This is a genomic window from Bacillus cereus group sp. BfR-BA-01310, from assembly GCF_022664325.1.
GTDB lineage: Bacteria > Bacillota > Bacilli > Bacillales > Bacillaceae_G > Bacillus_A > Bacillus_A paramycoides.
The window spans coordinates 411,613-428,608 of the sequence record NZ_JAKUHD010000003.1 but is presented as its reverse complement, the minus strand read 5'-3'; the positions used below and the strand labels follow the sequence as shown (position 1 = coordinate 428,608).

Below are 16,996 nucleotides of genomic sequence, written 5' to 3'. Positions count from 1 at the left end.
CCTCCCTTAAAAGCGATTGTGTTTAAACTTTTAAAAGAAATGAGTATAAAGAGGGGATTCCCTCTTTATACAAATAGAACTGAAAATTCAGTTTATTTATTTTGAACTGATGGTTCTGTTTCTTTCATCGTTAATTCTCTCTCTAGCACTGGTACAGGATAATCAACACCCTCTTGCTTTTTCAACGTTATAGAATACAGAGTTTGTAATGCTTGATGATCTTTCTCTCTAAATTTCATCTTGCCTTTCGGTGTATCAAATTCCATTCCTTCCATTTTCTTAATAAGTGTATCTACATCCGTATCGCCCTTCGTTTTCTTTAAAGCTTCGACGATAGAAATCGCCGCGGACATTCCTCCCGCTGTAAATAAATCTGGAACAGCACCATTAAAACGTTTTTTATGTTCTTCTACTAACCAATCGTTCACCTTATTTTTAGGAAGTGTGTGATAATAAACAGAAAATCCTTGCATCCCTATTAACGCATCCATCGTTTTTAATGCTGGTATATCAGGTGCACCAGTAGAAATTTTAATACCTTGCGCTTCCACATTCATATCTTTCAACTGTTTCCATGGAGAATTCGCACCTGCCCAAACGATAAATAAATAATCTGGTTTTGAGCTTATAATATTTTGAATATTTGCAGTGAAATCCGTTGAGTTCGTATCCGCGTATTGCTCGTTTACAATATTTGCACCTAACTTCTTCGCACCAGCTTTAAATGCAGCAATTCCTTCACGACCGAAAGCATTATCTGGAGCAAACGTCGCAATCTTCACATCTTTTTTAGCGATTGAGGCAGCCCCTGCAATTGCATCTTGTGAAGAGTTTCTTCCTGTTCTAAAAATATATTTATTCCAGTTCTTCCCGGTAATACTATCAGCAACTGCCGGTTCTACAACCATAATCTTTTTATACTCTTCAGCTAGTGGTAAAACTGCTAATGTATCACTTGAACTAGATGACCCGACTAAAAAATCAACTTTCTCTTCTTCTAATAATTTTGTAGCCTTCTTAACTGCTACATCAGCTTTCGTTTCTGTATCTTCTACAACAAACTTAATCTTCTTCCCTTCCACTTTCCCTGTTCCACCTGTTGCATAGTCTAACCCTAATTCAAATCCATTTACCGTTTGTTTTCCATACGATTCTAGCGGACCTGTTAATGAAGCAAGAACCCCTACCTTAATCGTTTTTTCATCTTCTGTACTTGTTTTCTTTCCTGAACAAGCTGCTGTTACTAATAGCGACCCTAAAACACAGCCAGTAACCACCGTTCTTAGCCATTTACGTTTTTTCATCGACATTGTGATCCTCCCCATACTTTACTTTCTGTTAGAATCAAACACGCCAAATTCCCCTGTCCGTAATTATGACTTTAAAATTGATAATGGAAAACTCTTGTAGTAACCTCTACATTCGGCATAAATCTATAATCACCTTCCTATTAAATGGAAACGGACATACAATCAATATATATTCCGTTGTTCAAATGAAATTACTGTTTCATTACAGTAATCATCACGAAAAAAGCTACAAATAATTAACTTAATTCCTTAAGTCGATTATTTGCAGCTTACATAAAAACATTGATAGATCAACTACTTAATTATTTTCTACTTTCTCTAACCCTTCAACCAATTGTTTCTTATCTAGCCCTTCCCCTATTATCACCAAGTTTGTCGGGAAACCAAAATCCTGTTCTAATAAAGTTGGTACCCCAAATGAATATTGTAATAAGTGTGGGTATTTATCCCCATGGAATTTCACGAAACCTTTCACACGATAAATGCCATCAGGTAAATTTGAAAGCCATTCATATAATTTATCTTGATCGATTGATTTCGTAAATTGATATGTCATCGTTTGTATATGCAAATGCTGTTTTACATGTAATGTTTCATGCTCTTCATTACTTCCAAATTCAGCTTCTTCTATATCATTCAAAGATATATTGCAATACTTTGTTTCATACAATTTCGCATGATTATTGATTGCTTTTACGTCTTCAAATACTTTGTTCTTATCTTCCTCTGTTAATAAATCTGATTTATTAATGAGTATATGGCTTCCATATTTCAATTGCTCATGTAATAGTTGTTGTACATTTGCACTTAATACACTTCGATTTAACCATCTCACTGCATCTAATACGACTACTATAGATTTCACTTCAAGGAAAGGTGCTAGAATTGGTGATACACATGCATCTAACACTTCAATTGGATGTGCGACACCTGTTGTTTCTATATAAATTACATCCGGTCTTTCTTGTTGATATAGTGAATGTAATTGTATTTCAAGCTCTTCTTTTAACGTACAACAAATACATCCTTTTAGAAGTTCTCTTAACACATTCTCTTTTCCAATAATATCTGTATCTACCGAGTATTCACCTATTTCATTCATTAAAACAGCAACTTTTCGATTTTTCTTCTTTTCTGCTAATAATAGGTTTTGCAGTAACGTTGATTTTCCACTACCTAAAAAACCACCTAATATATGGATTTCTACTTTACTCATATGACCGACCATCCATTTCCCTACTTCAAATTTCTTCAAAGCGTAATTATTACGATTTATATTTATCATTTTATTAAAAGAATAACTATTTGTAAACAAAACTGCTAGATTATCGTTTCATTTTCATTCACTTCATGAGCAACTCTAATTCCGGACTCGATTGCCCCTTGCATCCATCCATGTGTTAACGTCGTATGTTCTCCTGAAAAATGCACTCTTCCAGCTGTTGGTGTAATATATGGAAACAGTTCAAGCTCTTGTCCTGGCTCAAAAGCTGTAAATGCTCCGCAAGAATACGGATTTTGACTCCAACTAAAAGAAGCACCTGTTACAAACTCACTATAAACCACGGTACCATATATTTGCGCTAAATTTTTTAATGCATAACGAATACGTTCTCTATTCGAGAGACTATCCCATGTTAACGCCTCATCTGCCCACGTATAACTTGCTAAAACGATAGCTGCCCCTGGTGTATGAATGCCATAACTCGGATAATATGTAAAGCGTATAGGTAAATCTGTAATTGATTTCCCACCACACTGCCCCGCTCTTTCCCAAAATCTACTTTTGAACTCTATCGCAATTTTAGTCGCTGCAATATAATTCAATTCACGAATTGCCCGCCTTTTAAAATAAGAGAATAAATGATACGGCTGGACTTCTACAAAGCGCAAAGCTGAAAATGGAATTGTGACAATGGCAATATCACCCGTTATTATAAATCGCTCTAACGTTTTTTCACGGTTTACTTGCATCATCACTTTATTATCTTCTTGTATTATTTTTTCTACTTTATATGACATGAAAATATTATCCTTTAGCTGTTGTAAAAATGAATTTGGTAATGCATCCATCCCGCCCGTTATCTCATAATATTTTGTCGTTGAAGTAAAAAAAATCATTTCCCGTAATACTTCAATTAAAGACATTCCCATATATGCTTCCATATCAAGAAGTACACCGATCATATCTATTGCTCCATCAGAATAATACTCGGTTAAAAAAGAACCGAGTGAATATGTTTTATACTTTTTTTCAACAATAATCCAGTTTTTATTAGGATCTTTCTTAATATAATTAAGTATCGGTTCTAATACCACTAATATTAATTCTTCTGCCGTTTTCCCTCTTTCTGTTTCTAAAACTGGATATCCGAGTACACTTGGATCATTTTCAAACACATTCAATCTCGTTCTAATATTATTCGTATAGATTATATCTGAAGAAGTTTTATTAATAAAAAGATTTAACTTTAGTTTAAATTTACGAATGTAAGCTAAAGTTAAATCATGAGTCTCCGGAATACGCATAGGGCCTGCGTTAAAATATAATCCTGTGCTAAATGGCTTACGAATTGTATACACCCTGCCGCCTATTCTGTTATTTGCTTCTATAATCGTTACCTCGTGCCCAGCTTCTTTTAATAAAGATGCTGCAACTAATCCAGATATCCCCGCACCAGCAATTGTAATCCTTTTGGGGTTATTTGTTTTGGCAAGCCCCTCATGGATAATTTGAAGCATTTTTTCCATCGATAATGGATTCCCCATGCCAATTCCCCTTTTATGAAGGATTTTACTGAATTATATTCGTTTAGCAGGGTTCCTATGTTTCGGTCAAGTAATTGGACGGATATATTTTCAATTACTTGAATATCTTTTATAAAATGTAATAAAATAGATACGAAACTATAGAAGTAAGACGTATTATCTTACGTAATAAAATTAACGAAATAGCGAGGAATTTTGAAATGAAAAAAGGTATTAACCGCGTTGTATTAGTAGGAACAGGAGCAGTAGGATGTAGCTATGCTTACTGTATGATTAACCAAGCTGTCGCTGAAGAATTTGTTTTAGTTGATGTAAATGAAGCAAAAGCAGAAGGAGAAGCAATGGACTTAAGCCATGCCGTACCTTTCGCACCAGCTCCAACAAAAGTTTGGAAAGGTAGTTATGAAGATTGTAAAGACGCAGATCTTGTTGTAATTACAGCTGGATTACCACAAAAGCCAGGTGAAACACGCTTAGATTTAGTCGAGAAAAACGCTAAAATCTTCAAACAAATTGTTCGTAGCATTATGGACAGCGGATTTGATGGCATCTTCTTAATCGCAACTAACCCTGTAGATATTTTAACTTACGTAACTTGGAAAGAATCTGGTTTACCGAAAGAACGAGTAATCGGTTCTGGTACAACACTTGATTCTGCTCGTTTCCGCTATATGTTAGGTGAGTACTTCGATATTGGCCCTCATAACATTCACGCTTATATTATTGGAGAGCACGGTGATACAGAACTTCCAGTTTGGAGTCACGTATCAGTTGGTATTCAAAAACTAGAAACACTTCTTGAAAAAGACAACACATATAACCAAAAAGATTTAGATGAAATCTTTATAAATGTTCGTGACGCAGCTTACCACATTATTGAACGAAAAGGTGCTACATACTACGGCATTGGTATGTCACTGCTGCGTGTTACGAAAGCAATCTTGAACAATGAAAACAGCGTATTAACTGTATCAGCATATCTTGAAGGTCAATACGGCCAACAAGACGTTTATATCGGCGTACCTGCTGTCTTAAACCGCGGCGGTGTTCGTGAAATTTTAGAAGTTGAATTAAGTGAAGAAGAAGAATTAAAATTCGATCATTCTGTTCAAGTATTAAAAGAAACACTGGCTCCTGTACTTTAATCAAATATCTAGTAAAAAAAGCAATCCAACTTATATTGGATTGCTTTTTATTTCCCCTCAATATAAACGTTACTATTCTCCATGGCAGAAAGGAGTGATTTCATGGATGATTCTTGGCCGATTGGAACCCTCCTTACTAGCTGTAACATCCTTAATACTCTTAAAAACACTATTTCCAAAGAAAAAATAACCGATGTTTTCACCAAGAGAAAACATCGGTTACATTTTCTATCATTTATTATCTTTAATCGGTTCATCATTAGTTACGTCAAGTATATCTAATAAAAAGATAAAGATTGGAATCCCGATAATAAGCCCCCATATTCCGAGGAAATGCTCTGAAAAGATAAGAATCATAAATGTATAAAAAACAGGCAAATTCGTTTTTGCAGACATAAATTTTGGATTTAAAAAATAACTTTCAAGAGCATGGATTACTGTAATGAATACTAGTATGTATACAACATACATAACCCCACCGACGTTATAGGCAATTATACAAAGTGGAAACAAGGAAATAATAACACCAGCAACTGGAATCAAACCGAGTAGAAAGACCATGACAGCTAATACAAGAAGCTGCGGAAATCCTAAAATGACAAGTGCGATTACAGTGAGAACACCATTTACAACCGCAATTAAAAACTGTGCTTCAATCACCTTTCCAAACGATCTTGCAAATCTTTCGCCGAAATATGCAATCTCCTCATAAAAAATCTTTAATTTACTATCTTTAAATTTGGACGTGAATGAAATAATTCGCTCTTTTTCTAATAAGAAAAATAAGCTTAAAATAAGAGACAATAATATTTGCAAACTTACCTTTCCTATGTTTGCTATTGATTGATAAATGACATCCACACCTTGTTCAATATATTTTGATACTTCCATTTCATTAATTGCTGAAAGTACGTATCTAATCATCTCATTATCAGGTGGATGTTGAAAAAACAATTTAAATTGATAAATTAATTGTGAAATTTGTATCGTTAGTACCGGTAAATACTTATACAATGTTGTGACAATAAATGTCACTAATATTATATACAAACAAGCAATAACGACCTTCCTATTCACTTTCAATTTTTTTGAAATAAAGCGTTGAAACCGATCCATTAAAAATGTCAGTATAAACGTAATTAGGATTAAATTGATCATACTTTTTAATCCATATAATACAAGTGCTAATATTATTAAAACGAGAAACCGTTGAAACCCTCTACTTCGAAAGAAATTTTTCACTTCATTCATTAAGAATTAACCTCCCCCTTCAATGGATGGAATTGGATATATTACAACACACACTTATTCATTGTAATACTATTACATTTTATGAGCTTCTATAGACAATCTTTCTTACTAATTGGGAAGAATCCTTTTTTTCTTTTTTATTGTCGGATTTTTTTGTCTAATACTTTTCTAAAAACTACTTTATCAATTCTATCTTTATCTTTCGTTTTTTCTGTCATAGTATCTTTTTCGTCATAACCTACCATTGAATTAAATAATGTTGCCGTTTCTTTTTCCGTTTGTACATTATCTTTTACGATGACAGGAATTCCATATAAGTTCGATTTCTTATTTAACGCTCTCTCTTTATCTAACTTTCGTGCTTCCTCCATCGCATTAGGATTAATCTCTGTAACAGCATTTAATGCTATTCCATTTTGATCATGTTCCTGTATTCTAAAGAGATAAATACTCGTTAATTCTTCATATGATAATTTCCCATCCTCGACCATTTTTGAAGCTCATCTACAGTGGCATTCACAACTTCTTTTGCTTTTATCTTTACATTATCTATGTTGACTCCTTGAAGCTGATTATGTATCGGTTTTAACACTCGTTCTTCATCATATACAATTCGCTCAGGTTCCTTTGGAAAATAATTTTTATATACGTATATCCTCCGGCACATGCCAATAGGACAATCCCTCCTGCGATAGACAACGTTACCTTTACCCATTTTTTTATGTTGTTCCCTCCAATCTACAAGTTGCTCACTATTAAATTTTCATATTGAAAAAAGAGAGTTATCTTCTTAACTCTCTCTAGACAAAATGCTAAATGATACAATTAATTATTCCAATCAAATCATTGCTTTTTTTCCATTCGCTTCGCTAACAATTCCTTCGCTTGGTTATAGGTTAACCCTGAATTTTTATTTAAACGTTTTATTTCCTCAACATCAGTACCTACCACTGTATATTTTTTATCATCATTCATTTTTCTACTTCCCTTCTCACTGGATTATTTCTTATATTCCTTCCCTAAATGCACATAAATTAACACCAATACAAAAAAAGGAAGCTGTTTCTAATCACAGCTTCCTTCTCATTATATATTGTATTTCTTAATAAAATTTCACTACATCTTCAGTAGGTAAGAATGTTCTTTCTCCTGGTTGTTCATTTGGTTCACCAAATGGCATTTGTCCTACTAAGCTCCACTCTGCTGGAATGTTCCAAGTTTCTTTCACTTCAGCATCTACGATTGGATTGTAATGTTGTAATGATGCTCCAATTCCTTCAGCAGATAATAGCATCCATACCGTATGTTGTAACATTGCATTTCCTTGATGAGACCAGAATGGGAACTGCTCTTTATATAATGGGGCATTTTCTTGCATTTTTTCTACTGTTGCTTGATCTTCAAAGAATAGTACTGTTCCTACACCTGCATGGAAGCCTTTTAGTCTTTCTACAGTTGCTTCAAAGTTTTCTGCTGGTACGCGGGCTCTTAGTGTTTCTTTTACGATATCCCAAAACTTTTCATGCTCTCCATCCATTAATACGACCATACGGCCACTTTGCATATTGAAAGAAGTTGGTGCGTGTAAAGCCGTTTTTAAAACTTCTTCAATTTTTTCTTTTGTTATTGTAGCGCTTTTTGTTACTTTACGAATTGAACGGCGGTTTACGATTGCTTCTTTTAAATTTGTTGTAGTTGCTGACATTTTAATTCCTCCAAATGTATGTTTTATAATTTATTTAAACAAATTAATTTGATTCCTCCATGACAAACGAATTAGCAATAGCCATCCGTATTACATTGCATTCCTTCAAATGAATTTGTTTTATCCTTCTCGATTTCTTTATCAATTACTCTTTGTAACGTTTCTTTACTAGCAAGCCCTTGAATGACTTCATCTCCAATCATTACAGTTGGGACAGCCATAATATTCGCTTCATCATATGCATGTTGAATTGCTTCTTGATGTTTTTCTTTATATTTACGAGTTACTAAAGCATCTTTAAATTCAGCTTCAGGAAGCCCTACTTCTACCGCTAATTTCGTTAAAACATCAATATCCTCAATGTTTTGTTCTTCTTGGAAAAATGCTGTGAATACACGGTGATGATACTCATTTCCAAGTCCACGTTCTTTCGCAAATTGACATCCTTCGAAAGCTAAATGTGTATATGGATGCGGTGAAACACGTGGTAATCGCATTTCAATTCCTAATTTCTTTGCAGTAGGAAGTATGAAAGCATCCCATGAACCTAATTTATCTGGCTCATTCCAAGGATCTATTTTAGAATATGGACTTGGACGCAATTCAAATGGCATCCATTCAATTTCTACATCTTTCTCTTTCGCTACTTCATCTAATGGACCTTTTGCTAAAAAGCAAAACGGGCATATAAAGTCTGAGTATACTTTCATTTTTACAGTCATATCTTTACACCTTACCTTTATAGTTGTAATCAATATAGTTACAATAATAACAAAAAAATATAGATATTATTTTACGAATTCATTTTCTCTTGCAAAGATTCAAACAACTGCTCCATCGTAATATTTCTCAAAACTTCTTCCATCGCGGATTGTGCTTGAATTAAAATAACTTCTAACACAGCTTGAATATTTGCTCCAATTGGACAATCTGGATTTGGTTTCTCGTGCATATGAAATAGTTTGTCTTCTTCTACTACATTCACTGCGTGATATACATCTAACAATGTGATTTCATGTAAATCCTTTAATAATCCCGCACCACCTGGTCCACGATTTACGTAAACAAATCCAGCTTGTTTCAAGTAAGACATTATTTTGCGAATTACTACCGGATTTGTATTTACACTTTCGGCCATATAGTCCGACGTACAAACTGAAGATGGATTGTTTTTCAAAATAGATAAAATGTGAACAGCTATAGAAAAGCGGCTACTAATTTTCATCGTTATCACCACCTCGATGTAATCATTATAGTTACAACAAAAAGATAAGTCAATCCTTTTTATAGATTTTTTTAGGTAAATAAAAAAAGTGCCTCATTACAATATATGAGACACCTTATCTTATTCTGCAAATAACTCTTGAAATTCTTCAATAAATAACTGAACAGCAAGTGAAGCTTCCTTTAATGAAGGAACAACTAAAGCAATCTCTCTCCACACTTGCGGCTCCAATTCTCGCGTTTGCACGTTCTTTGGTAAATTCGTTAAAGATAATTCAGCTAATATTGCAATTCCTAATCCTTCTTGAATCATATTTAAAGATGTTGTTACAGTCGAAACCGCATATTCAACTCGAAGTGGCACGTTTGCTTGTTTGAACATATCAATAATCGGCGGTTCATATCCACCTTTAAATAGTATAATCGGTTCGTTCTCTAAATCACTTATCGTAATAGAACTTTTCTTACAAAGGGGATGATCGTCCCTTAAAACTACAACCATCTTCCCTTTCGTTACTGGGACTATTTCCATATCTTTATTCGGTAAAATAACAATTCCAATATCGATAACTCGTGATAATAACCAATCTTCAACTTCTTTAAGTGCTCCCTCACAAAGAACTAATTGTAAATTGGGATACTTTTCACGAAAGATATTAATCATTTTCGGTAAGAAATACGCTGAGGCACTTGGAAAACTTCCTATACGAATCGTTCCAACTTCATGCCCTTTCTCCATCGCCACTTCTTGTTCAATCTTCTCAACACCATTCAAGATTTCTCTAATATGTACAAGAATTCTGTTTCCAACATCCGTAACGATTAACCCTTTTCGTTTATCACGTATAAGTATAGTAACTCCTAACTCTGACTCAATACTTGAAATCGCATGACTAACAGCTGGTTGCGTCATATTTAACACCCCGGCGGCCTTCGTAAAACTCCCTAATTCAACCGTTTTAATTAAAACTTGAAGTTGTGTAATGGTCATAACTAATCACTTATACTCCTTATAAAAAAGATTCATTTTATTTATCATAGTCGATATCATATCATAGTGAAATGAATAACAACAAGGAGGTCTCACAGTGACACAGCTTTCTCGAACTAAGACGGCCATAATCCTTACCTTTCTCGTTTTTATGTGGGGAATCAATTGGCCGTTATCTAAATTTGCTCTGCATTACACACCACCCGTACTCTTTGCAGGGATTAGAACATTAATAGGAGGATTTATCCTACTTATTTTCGCATTACCAAAATACAAACAATTAAATTTAAAAGAAACTTGGCATTTATACTTTATTTCATCTTTACTCAATATCATTTTATTTTACGGACTACAAACTGTCGGACTTCAATATATGCCCGCCGGACTCTTCTCCGCAATCGTATTTCTCCAACCAGTCTTACTCGGCATTTTCTCATGGATTTGGCTTGAAGAATCAATGTATGGCTTGAAAGTTTTCGGACTTATTCTCGGATTTATTGGTGTAGGGGTTATTAGCTCTAGTAGTTTAACTGGACATATTTCTATTATTGGTGTGCTACTTGCTTTAGGATGCGCTATCGGCTGGGCACTCGGCACAGTATTTATTAAGAAAACTGGACACCGCGTTAATGCCATTTGGATGGTAACACTTCAACTTATTATTGGTGGATTTTGCTTAATCGGATTCGGTTCAGAATTTGAAAGTTGGTCTAACATCGCTTGGAGTATACCTTTTGTAAGTGTACTACTCTTTATTTCATTCTTCGTTATTGCAATGGGGTGGCTTGCTTACTTCACACTTGTTGGAGCTGGTGAAGCGAGTAAAGTTGGAGCTTATACATTCCTTATCCCTCTTATCGCTATTATTGTAAGTTCAATTTTCTTACATGAGGCCATTACAATTAGCCTATTTATTGGACTATTATTTATTGTGGTGAGTATTTGTTTTGTAAATATAAAGCCGAAAACACTTGCTGTAGGGCAGCAAGTTGAAGTGAAATAAATAGATATAAGAAAGAGCCTACTGCTTGTAGGCTCTTTCTTATATCTTACTTTTTACGACGTACTACAAAAATACACGTACCCACCGATGATGCAATCGCTAAAATAGATAAGACAATTGCTATTGTTTGCATATTACTTTTACCTTCATTCTTTTCCACACTAGACACTTCTCCATGTTCTCCCGTGAGTGATGTGCCTTTTGTAATCGTCGTAAGTGAATGTGGCTTCTCAGCTTTCTCATCGCCTGTCCATTCAACAATTTCTCCGTCTTTGTATTGTTGATATGTATCCCAAGCTATTTTTTGCTCTTTATCTGGATTTTTAGCAACGAAAGTAAATCGCTGAAACTGACCAGGTAAAATCCCCTCTCCTGTTGCTTCCCATACTACAGTTTTAACTTTTCCAGCTGCGTCTTTTTGTTCTTCTACTTTCCATCCTGACACTGGCTCATACTGTTGAAACTCAACTCCAGACGGTATTTTCAGTGTGATTTTTGTTGTTGCTACATTTTTTTCAACGGGTACTTTTATTGTGTAAGTCTCCCAAGAGTTAACGTCAGAAGTTGCTGGTTTTACGGTTACATGAGCACTAACAGGTAACGAAAAAATTCCCATTGCAATTATAGTTGCTATCATTGTTGTTCCTAATTTTTTTATACGTTTCATTTTCTTATAACTCCTTTTTGACTATCTATAAGTAAGAAGTCCCTAGCGGCCACCTACAATAAATTTAAAATCTAAATCGAAGCTATCCAGAGATTTTGTTAATCCATGAACATGTATATTCCAGTTTCCTGTCATATTAATATACATCCCTTCCGCTTCATATTCTCCCGGTGAAACTGCCGAAACTTTAAATGAACCTTTGCCCATATTCATATCTAATGATTCAGTCGTCAATACGATTTGTTCCATATCGGTAACAGGCTGTCCAGTCTCATCCTTTACATTAATATGGAATGTATTCTGTCCTACCTTATTAGGACTTACATGTAAAGTAAGTTCATATCCATTATCTACTTGTTTACTCTCTGTAAAAGGTCCAGTAGGGGGCATCGGCGGTGTTTGTACGTTTGTCATAAATGCTACGATTATGAAAACGATAATCCCAACAATAAACTCTACTTTCACTGAAGCTCCTAACCTTTTCTGAGCTCTCATTCTCCCTTTCACATAATGAAAAATCCCTAATAACCCCATGCAAACGAATAAAAGTATCTTTGTTAATAAGGCTAATCCATACTTCGTATCAAATAGCGAATGGATCGTTGGAATAAAAAATGTACTATTAAAAAGACCTGTTATTAATATCACAATGACAGCACCTGTTGCCCATGGTGAAAAACGCTTAATTGCATCCCAATACATGGTCCATTTGTCATCCTCTTTACGTAAAAGAAGAATAATCGATGACAGACCACCAATCCATAATGAAGCTGCAAATAAATGTAGAAAATCCATAGCGATAGCAATTTCTTTAAACTTTAAACCATATGCGTGACTATTTAAGGCCTTCATTATAAGTAAACTAATGAACAATACAAGTGGAATGCTCCATACTTTAAAAGACGAGAGCTTCTCACGTTTCATCGCAAAATATGTAACAATCATGAGCGTACTAATAAGAGCAATTTGAGTGATCCATACATAGCCAAAAACAGATAACTGTAATGTTTCTTTTAATAATAAAAGATCGAATGCTTCTAGCCATGAAACATCAGCGTTCATTTTCGCTTGCAATGGTAAATTGAATAGTAAACTAATGAATATACCAAATAATGATATCCATATTACTTTCTTACTCCTTGATTGAACTTCAATTCCCTTCCCTTTATAAATAATAAGATTAAAGAATAGAACTCCTAAAAATAGTGAGAAACTTGTATATAAAATTCCGCGTTCCACAATCATATCGATTTTGGGAACATAGCCCATCTCTTCTACTTTTATATCATCTGTTCCCGCTTCTGCTGACCCAATACGGAATGGAATAACTCCTTGAATTGGATGTCCATCAGCTGAAATAGCTTTCCACTGAACAGAGTAGAGACCATTTTTGAGATTCTCTTTTAACCCAGCTTCTAATAATTTTTTATTACTTTTATCTATATGAGCATCTTTTAAATCTACTCTTTTACCTGAGGAATCTCTTACAAACAATGTATTAAATCGTGAAACTTGTATATCCTCATCGAATTCAATTTTCACAACAGATGGTGCTTTCTTTAACGTTTCATTTTCCGTAGGGTTTGATTTCACAACATACGCATGAGCAGATGCGCTTTTTGGTATCAATATAATACACACGCACGCTATTAATACCCATGCCCCTAACCTTCTTATTACTTTCACACTCATTTCACTTCTTTCTTTTTCGTCACTACACTTTCATTACTTTTTACTTTCTAAGTTTTATTTTTCGATAAAATATTAACCTGATTAAATATAAGGTTCTATATCGTATTACTCTCTATTTATTTCTCACCTCTATACTTTCAATATAATAGTAGCTACCTTCATGGATACTACTTATATTTTTAAAGTTGATTATTATTATAGCATAAAATATATTTATATAAGTTTCCGAAGAAGAAAAGTTATCGTGAATCATTTGTGAAGAAAGCGTGAAATACATAAATGAAAAGGTGTTACGTTATTACGTAACACCTTTTCATTTATTTCTCTTCCGGATAATCACAATACTCAATAATCGTTCCCTCTGTATCCGCTGGGTTAAGGTAAATTAATCGTCTACCATGTTTATTAATTCGAAGTGTATGTTCTAACGTTCGAATACCTTGTTCTTTTAACTCTTCTAAAGCTACATCTAAATCATCGACACGATAGGCAACGTGATGAACACCTTTACCTTTTTGCTTTATAAATCGTGCTATTGGAGAAGTTGTATTATTCGTCGGCGCAAGTAATTCAATTCTATCACCATCTACTTCAAGAATAGCTACTTCACTTTCAACACCGGATGCTTCACTTACGTATCGATCTATTAAAGTTCCTAACAAAACCTTTTCATAAAAGCGTATCGTACTATCTATGTCACGAACTGCGATTCCGATATGATCAATTGTTTTTTTCATTCTATTTCCCCTACTACTTTATTTTTTCTATCCTTATCAATATTAACAAAAAAAGTTATAGAAACAAGTTCTATAACTTTTTTTGTTTAACCTATTTTCTTATTTGCTCTAGCTGTTGGTTGAACTTGATTTTTCACTTTTAAAACGCTAATACCATATCCGATAAATCCACCGATAATCGCTGGGAAAATCCAGCCTAAACCTACTTCCTGCATCGGAAGGAATTTAGTGAACACTCGGCTTACCACTTCAATGTTAACTCCAGCTGCACTTAATCCATCAAATAAGCTGATGATAAACGTTACGATTAAACTCACTTGATAAACTTCAGCTCTTCCTTTGAATAACGAGTGGAAGAATGTTAAGAAAATCAACACGATTGCTAGTGGGTAAATCGCTGTTAATACAGGAACCGAAACTGAGATTAATTGCGTTAATCCAACATTCGCCACAATGGCACTAAACACACATAGCGTAATTGCAATTACTTTGTAAGGAACTTGTGGGAATAACTTATGGAAAAATGAAGAACATGCTGATACAAGTCCCACGCTAGTTGTTAAACAAGCAACTGTAATCATTAATCCTAATAATATTCCACCATATGATCCGAAATAGTAGTTCGAAACTTTCGCTAATACTTCTCCACCATTTTCTAAATGTCCAAGCTTCGCAACACTTGAAGCTCCCATATAAGAAAGTGCTGTATAAATCATTGCTAAGATAGATGCTGCAATGATTGTTGCTTTTGCACAAACGACCATAATTTGTGTTTTCGTTTTCGCACCTTTTTCTTTAATTGCATTAATGATGATGATCCCGAATACGAACGATGCAAGCGTGTCCATTGTTAAGTATCCTTCTTGGAATCCTTTAAAAAATGCATGTGATGTATACCCTTCAACTGGTGCTTGCATATCTCCAATCGGATGAATAAAAGCAACGATTACTAAAATACCGATGAATGTTAATTTAATTGGCGTTAATATTTTTCCAACAATATCGACAATTTTCGCAGGATTTAGCGAAAAAAAACAAGTGATGCTAAAGAATATAATTGTAAAAAGAATTAAAGGTGTAGAACCTAATCCCTCTGGCATAAAAGGCTTAAGACCAATTTCATAAGAAACGTTCCCTGTTCTTGGTATTGCAAATAACGGACCGATCGCTAAGTATAAAACTGTTGTAAACACAATCCCAAATACCGGATGAGCGCGACTTGCTAATGACTGTAAATCGTCTTTACCTGAAATTCCAAATGCTAATACACCAAGTAATGGCAATCCTACTCCTGTTACTAAAAATCCAGCGTTTGCAATCCATACATTCTCACCCGCTGATTGACCAAGCATAGCTGGGAAAATTAAATTCCCTGCTCCAAAAAATAGTGCAAATAACATTAATCCGATAACTACTATGAACGAAAACGGTACTTTATTCGTCATAATAAAACCCCCATTCAAAATTCCTTATCTCATTTCCAATTTTAACTAATTGAATTTTCTGAATATTTAATTTAAGTATCAACTATTCTTGAACTCATTATAGTTTGATATATAATATTTTGCAATACTATTTTCAAACTTTTCTTTTATTTTATAAATATACATTTTTTAACATAGAAACTAGACTAAAAAACCAACATGGTCATCCATGTTGGTTTTTCTCTTTTGCTATCCTAAATTAAAATTTTGCAGCTACTTTTTTAACGTTTTCTAAACCTTCTTCAACAATTTGTTGTGAGCGATCTGGATATTGATTGTGTCCTTCAATTACAACTGTCTCTGGATTTGTAATTCCCCAGAATCCAAGCACAGTTGTTACATAATTAACTGCCATTTCCATAGGAGCCATTTGTTCTGAAGAGTAATCTGAACCACGAGCACCTAATACAACTACTTTCTTATCACCAGCTAAACCTTCTGGACCATTTGCTGTATATTTAAATGTTTTTCCAGCTTGAGAAAGATATGAAATATAAGTAACTAAAGGCGCTGGCACTGTGAAGTTCCATAATGGGAACGCAAATACAACTTTATCAGCTTCTAAAAACTGATTTAAATATTGATCTACTGTAGCAACGGCCTTCTCTTCTTCAGCTGTTAACTCCATTCCTTGACTACGTTTATATCCACCTGAAATAGCGATATTTCCGTAATAAGGAAGATCTAATGCAAATAAATCTAACTCCGTAATTTCTGTATTTGGATTTACTTCCTTATAAGTACTTACAAATGTTTCATACATTTTTGAACTAATTGCTTGCTCTGCTGGACGATCGTTTGCTTTAACAAATAATACTTTTGACATTTTTTTATTCTCCTCTACATTCGTATTTTCTTCTTTCTTACCAAATAATGAGCTAAATAGTCCCATTTTCTTCACCTAATCTTTCTTTTCATATTCATTATTCATCATCATAAAAATTCTTATTCTAAGAAAAAGTTCCAATAGATACCTTAAGTTAAGCTATTACAACTTTTCGTTATTTAATTACCTTAT

General features: G+C 34.1%; 16 protein-coding genes and 1 pseudogene. 2 read left to right on the top strand and 15 right to left on the bottom strand.

Features of this window, described 5'->3' with window-relative positions; genetic code table 11:
• Positions 1-92 precede the first annotated feature (92 nt).
• The 3 genes from MR109_RS10250 to MR109_RS10240 all read right to left on the bottom strand — a co-directional run bounded on the left by MR109_RS10250 (position 93) and on the right by MR109_RS10240 (position 4,079).
• Positions 93-1,310 carry a substrate-binding domain-containing protein gene (locus tag MR109_RS10250; protein WP_242271982.1) on the bottom strand — a complete coding sequence of 406 codons (1,218 nt, stop codon included), beginning with the start codon at positions 1,308-1,310 and terminating at the stop codon, positions 93-95.
• 298 nt (positions 1,311-1,608) lie between these two features.
• Positions 1,609-2,526: a CobW family GTP-binding protein gene (locus MR109_RS10245; protein WP_098473209.1), complete on the bottom strand. Its 918-nt coding sequence runs from the start codon at positions 2,524-2,526 to the stop codon at positions 1,609-1,611.
• Between the two features lie 104 nt (positions 2,527-2,630).
• Positions 2,631-4,079, bottom strand: a complete 1,449-nt coding sequence (locus tag MR109_RS10240; RefSeq protein ID WP_242271981.1) for a flavin monoamine oxidase family protein — start codon at positions 4,077-4,079, stop codon at positions 2,631-2,633.
• A 200-nt stretch (positions 4,080-4,279) separates the two neighbouring features.
• On the opposite strand from MR109_RS10240, the gene MR109_RS10235 reads away from it, so the two are divergent.
• On the top strand, positions 4,280-5,224 hold the full coding sequence (locus MR109_RS10235) for an L-lactate dehydrogenase (RefSeq protein WP_002171426.1): 945 nt from the start codon (positions 4,280-4,282) through the stop codon (positions 5,222-5,224).
• 231 nt (positions 5,225-5,455) lie between these two features.
• Here the strand turns inward: MR109_RS10235 and MR109_RS10230 are convergent, their stop codons facing one another.
• The 7 genes and pseudogenes from MR109_RS10230 to MR109_RS10205 all read right to left on the bottom strand — a co-directional run bounded on the left by MR109_RS10230 (position 5,456) and on the right by MR109_RS10205 (position 10,395).
• The gene (locus MR109_RS10230) at positions 5,456-6,475 is read right to left on the bottom strand and encodes an AI-2E family transporter (protein WP_002171425.1); all 1,020 of its coding nucleotides are present in this window, start codon (positions 6,473-6,475) and stop codon (positions 5,456-5,458) included.
• Between the two features lie 194 nt (positions 6,476-6,669).
• Positions 6,670-7,198: pseudogene (locus MR109_RS10225) on the bottom strand (amidase family protein); the annotation flags it as partial.
• Between the two features lie 120 nt (positions 7,199-7,318).
• Positions 7,319-7,450, bottom strand: coding sequence for a hypothetical protein (locus tag MR109_RS30045; protein WP_277930987.1), 132 nt, complete (start codon positions 7,448-7,450; stop codon positions 7,319-7,321).
• 127 nt (positions 7,451-7,577) lie between these two features.
• Entirely contained in the window at positions 7,578-8,180 is a 603-nt protein-coding gene (locus tag MR109_RS10220) for a nitroreductase family protein (RefSeq protein ID WP_071720632.1), read from the bottom strand.
• Positions 8,181-8,251: 71 nt separating this feature from the next.
• Positions 8,252-8,902, bottom strand: a complete 651-nt coding sequence (locus tag MR109_RS10215) for a DsbA family oxidoreductase (protein ID WP_025150030.1) — start codon at positions 8,900-8,902, stop codon at positions 8,252-8,254.
• A gap of 71 nt (positions 8,903-8,973) precedes the next feature.
• Complete coding sequence (locus MR109_RS10210; protein ID WP_242271980.1) at positions 8,974-9,405, bottom strand: Rrf2 family transcriptional regulator; 432 nt, start codon at positions 9,403-9,405, stop codon at positions 8,974-8,976.
• Between the two features lie 120 nt (positions 9,406-9,525).
• Positions 9,526-10,395 carry a LysR family transcriptional regulator gene (locus tag MR109_RS10205; RefSeq protein WP_242271979.1) on the bottom strand — a complete coding sequence of 290 codons (870 nt, stop codon included), beginning with the start codon at positions 10,393-10,395 and terminating at the stop codon, positions 9,526-9,528.
• Positions 10,396-10,492: 97 nt separating this feature from the next.
• Between MR109_RS10205 and MR109_RS10200 the strand changes: the two genes are divergently transcribed.
• Positions 10,493-11,398 carry a DMT family transporter gene (locus tag MR109_RS10200; protein WP_025150032.1) on the top strand — a complete coding sequence of 302 codons (906 nt, stop codon included), beginning with the start codon at positions 10,493-10,495 and terminating at the stop codon, positions 11,396-11,398.
• A 46-nt stretch (positions 11,399-11,444) separates the two neighbouring features.
• Here MR109_RS10200 and MR109_RS10195 read toward each other — a convergent pair whose 3' ends face one another.
• From MR109_RS10195 to MR109_RS10175, 5 genes are all read right to left on the bottom strand, one after another.
• Positions 11,445-12,065 carry a YcnI family copper-binding membrane protein gene (locus MR109_RS10195; protein ID WP_242271978.1) on the bottom strand — a complete coding sequence of 207 codons (621 nt, stop codon included), beginning with the start codon at positions 12,063-12,065 and terminating at the stop codon, positions 11,445-11,447.
• A gap of 42 nt (positions 12,066-12,107) precedes the next feature.
• A complete protein-coding gene (locus tag MR109_RS10190) occupies positions 12,108-13,757 on the bottom strand; it encodes a copper resistance CopC/CopD family protein (protein ID WP_242271977.1) in 1,650 nt (549 codons plus the stop codon).
• A 317-nt stretch (positions 13,758-14,074) separates the two neighbouring features.
• Entirely contained in the window at positions 14,075-14,494 is a 420-nt protein-coding gene (locus MR109_RS10185; protein ID WP_242271975.1) for a VOC family protein, read from the bottom strand.
• 86 nt (positions 14,495-14,580) lie between these two features.
• Positions 14,581-15,939: a branched-chain amino acid transport system II carrier protein gene (gene brnQ / locus MR109_RS10180; RefSeq protein WP_048372796.1), complete on the bottom strand. Its 1,359-nt coding sequence runs from the start codon at positions 15,937-15,939 to the stop codon at positions 14,581-14,583.
• A gap of 238 nt (positions 15,940-16,177) precedes the next feature.
• Positions 16,178-16,870 (bottom strand): FMN-dependent NADH-azoreductase, encoded by a 693-nt coding sequence (locus MR109_RS10175; RefSeq protein WP_242271974.1) that lies wholly within the window; start codon positions 16,868-16,870, stop codon positions 16,178-16,180.
• Between the last annotated feature and the right edge of the window lie 126 nt (positions 16,871-16,996).

Coding starts and splice junctions, on each gene's coding strand:
- MR109_RS10250 (WP_242271982.1), bottom strand. CDS start 1,310: ATGTCGATGAAAAAACGTAAATGGCTAAGAACGGTGGTTACTGGCTGT.
- MR109_RS10245 (WP_098473209.1), bottom strand. CDS start 2,526: ATGAGTAAAGTAGAAATCCATATATTAGGTGGTTTTTTAGGTAGTGGA.
- MR109_RS10240 (WP_242271981.1), bottom strand. CDS start 4,079: ATGGGGAATCCATTATCGATGGAAAAAATGCTTCAAATTATCCATGAG.
- MR109_RS10235 (WP_002171426.1), top strand. CDS start 4,280: ATGAAAAAAGGTATTAACCGCGTTGTATTAGTAGGAACAGGAGCAGTA.
- MR109_RS10230 (WP_002171425.1), bottom strand. CDS start 6,475: ATGAATGAAGTGAAAAATTTCTTTCGAAGTAGAGGGTTTCAACGGTTT.
- MR109_RS30045 (WP_277930987.1), bottom strand. CDS start 7,450: ATGAATGATGATAAAAAATATACAGTGGTAGGTACTGATGTTGAGGAA.
- MR109_RS10220 (WP_071720632.1), bottom strand. CDS start 8,180: ATGTCAGCAACTACAACAAATTTAAAAGAAGCAATCGTAAACCGCCGT.
- MR109_RS10215 (WP_025150030.1), bottom strand. CDS start 8,902: ATGACTGTAAAAATGAAAGTATACTCAGACTTTATATGCCCGTTTTGC.
- MR109_RS10210 (WP_242271980.1), bottom strand. CDS start 9,405: ATGAAAATTAGTAGCCGCTTTTCTATAGCTGTTCACATTTTATCTATT.
- MR109_RS10205 (WP_242271979.1), bottom strand. CDS start 10,395: ATGACCATTACACAACTTCAAGTTTTAATTAAAACGGTTGAATTAGGG.
- MR109_RS10195 (WP_242271978.1), bottom strand. CDS start 12,065: ATGAAACGTATAAAAAAATTAGGAACAACAATGATAGCAACTATAATT.
- MR109_RS10190 (WP_242271977.1), bottom strand. CDS start 13,757: ATGAGTGTGAAAGTAATAAGAAGGTTAGGGGCATGGGTATTAATAGCG.
- MR109_RS10185 (WP_242271975.1), bottom strand. CDS start 14,494: ATGAAAAAAACAATTGATCATATCGGAATCGCAGTTCGTGACATAGAT.
- brnQ (WP_048372796.1), bottom strand. CDS start 15,939: ATGACGAATAAAGTACCGTTTTCGTTCATAGTAGTTATCGGATTAATG.
- MR109_RS10175 (WP_242271974.1), bottom strand. CDS start 16,870: ATGGGACTATTTAGCTCATTATTTGGTAAGAAAGAAGAAAATACGAAT.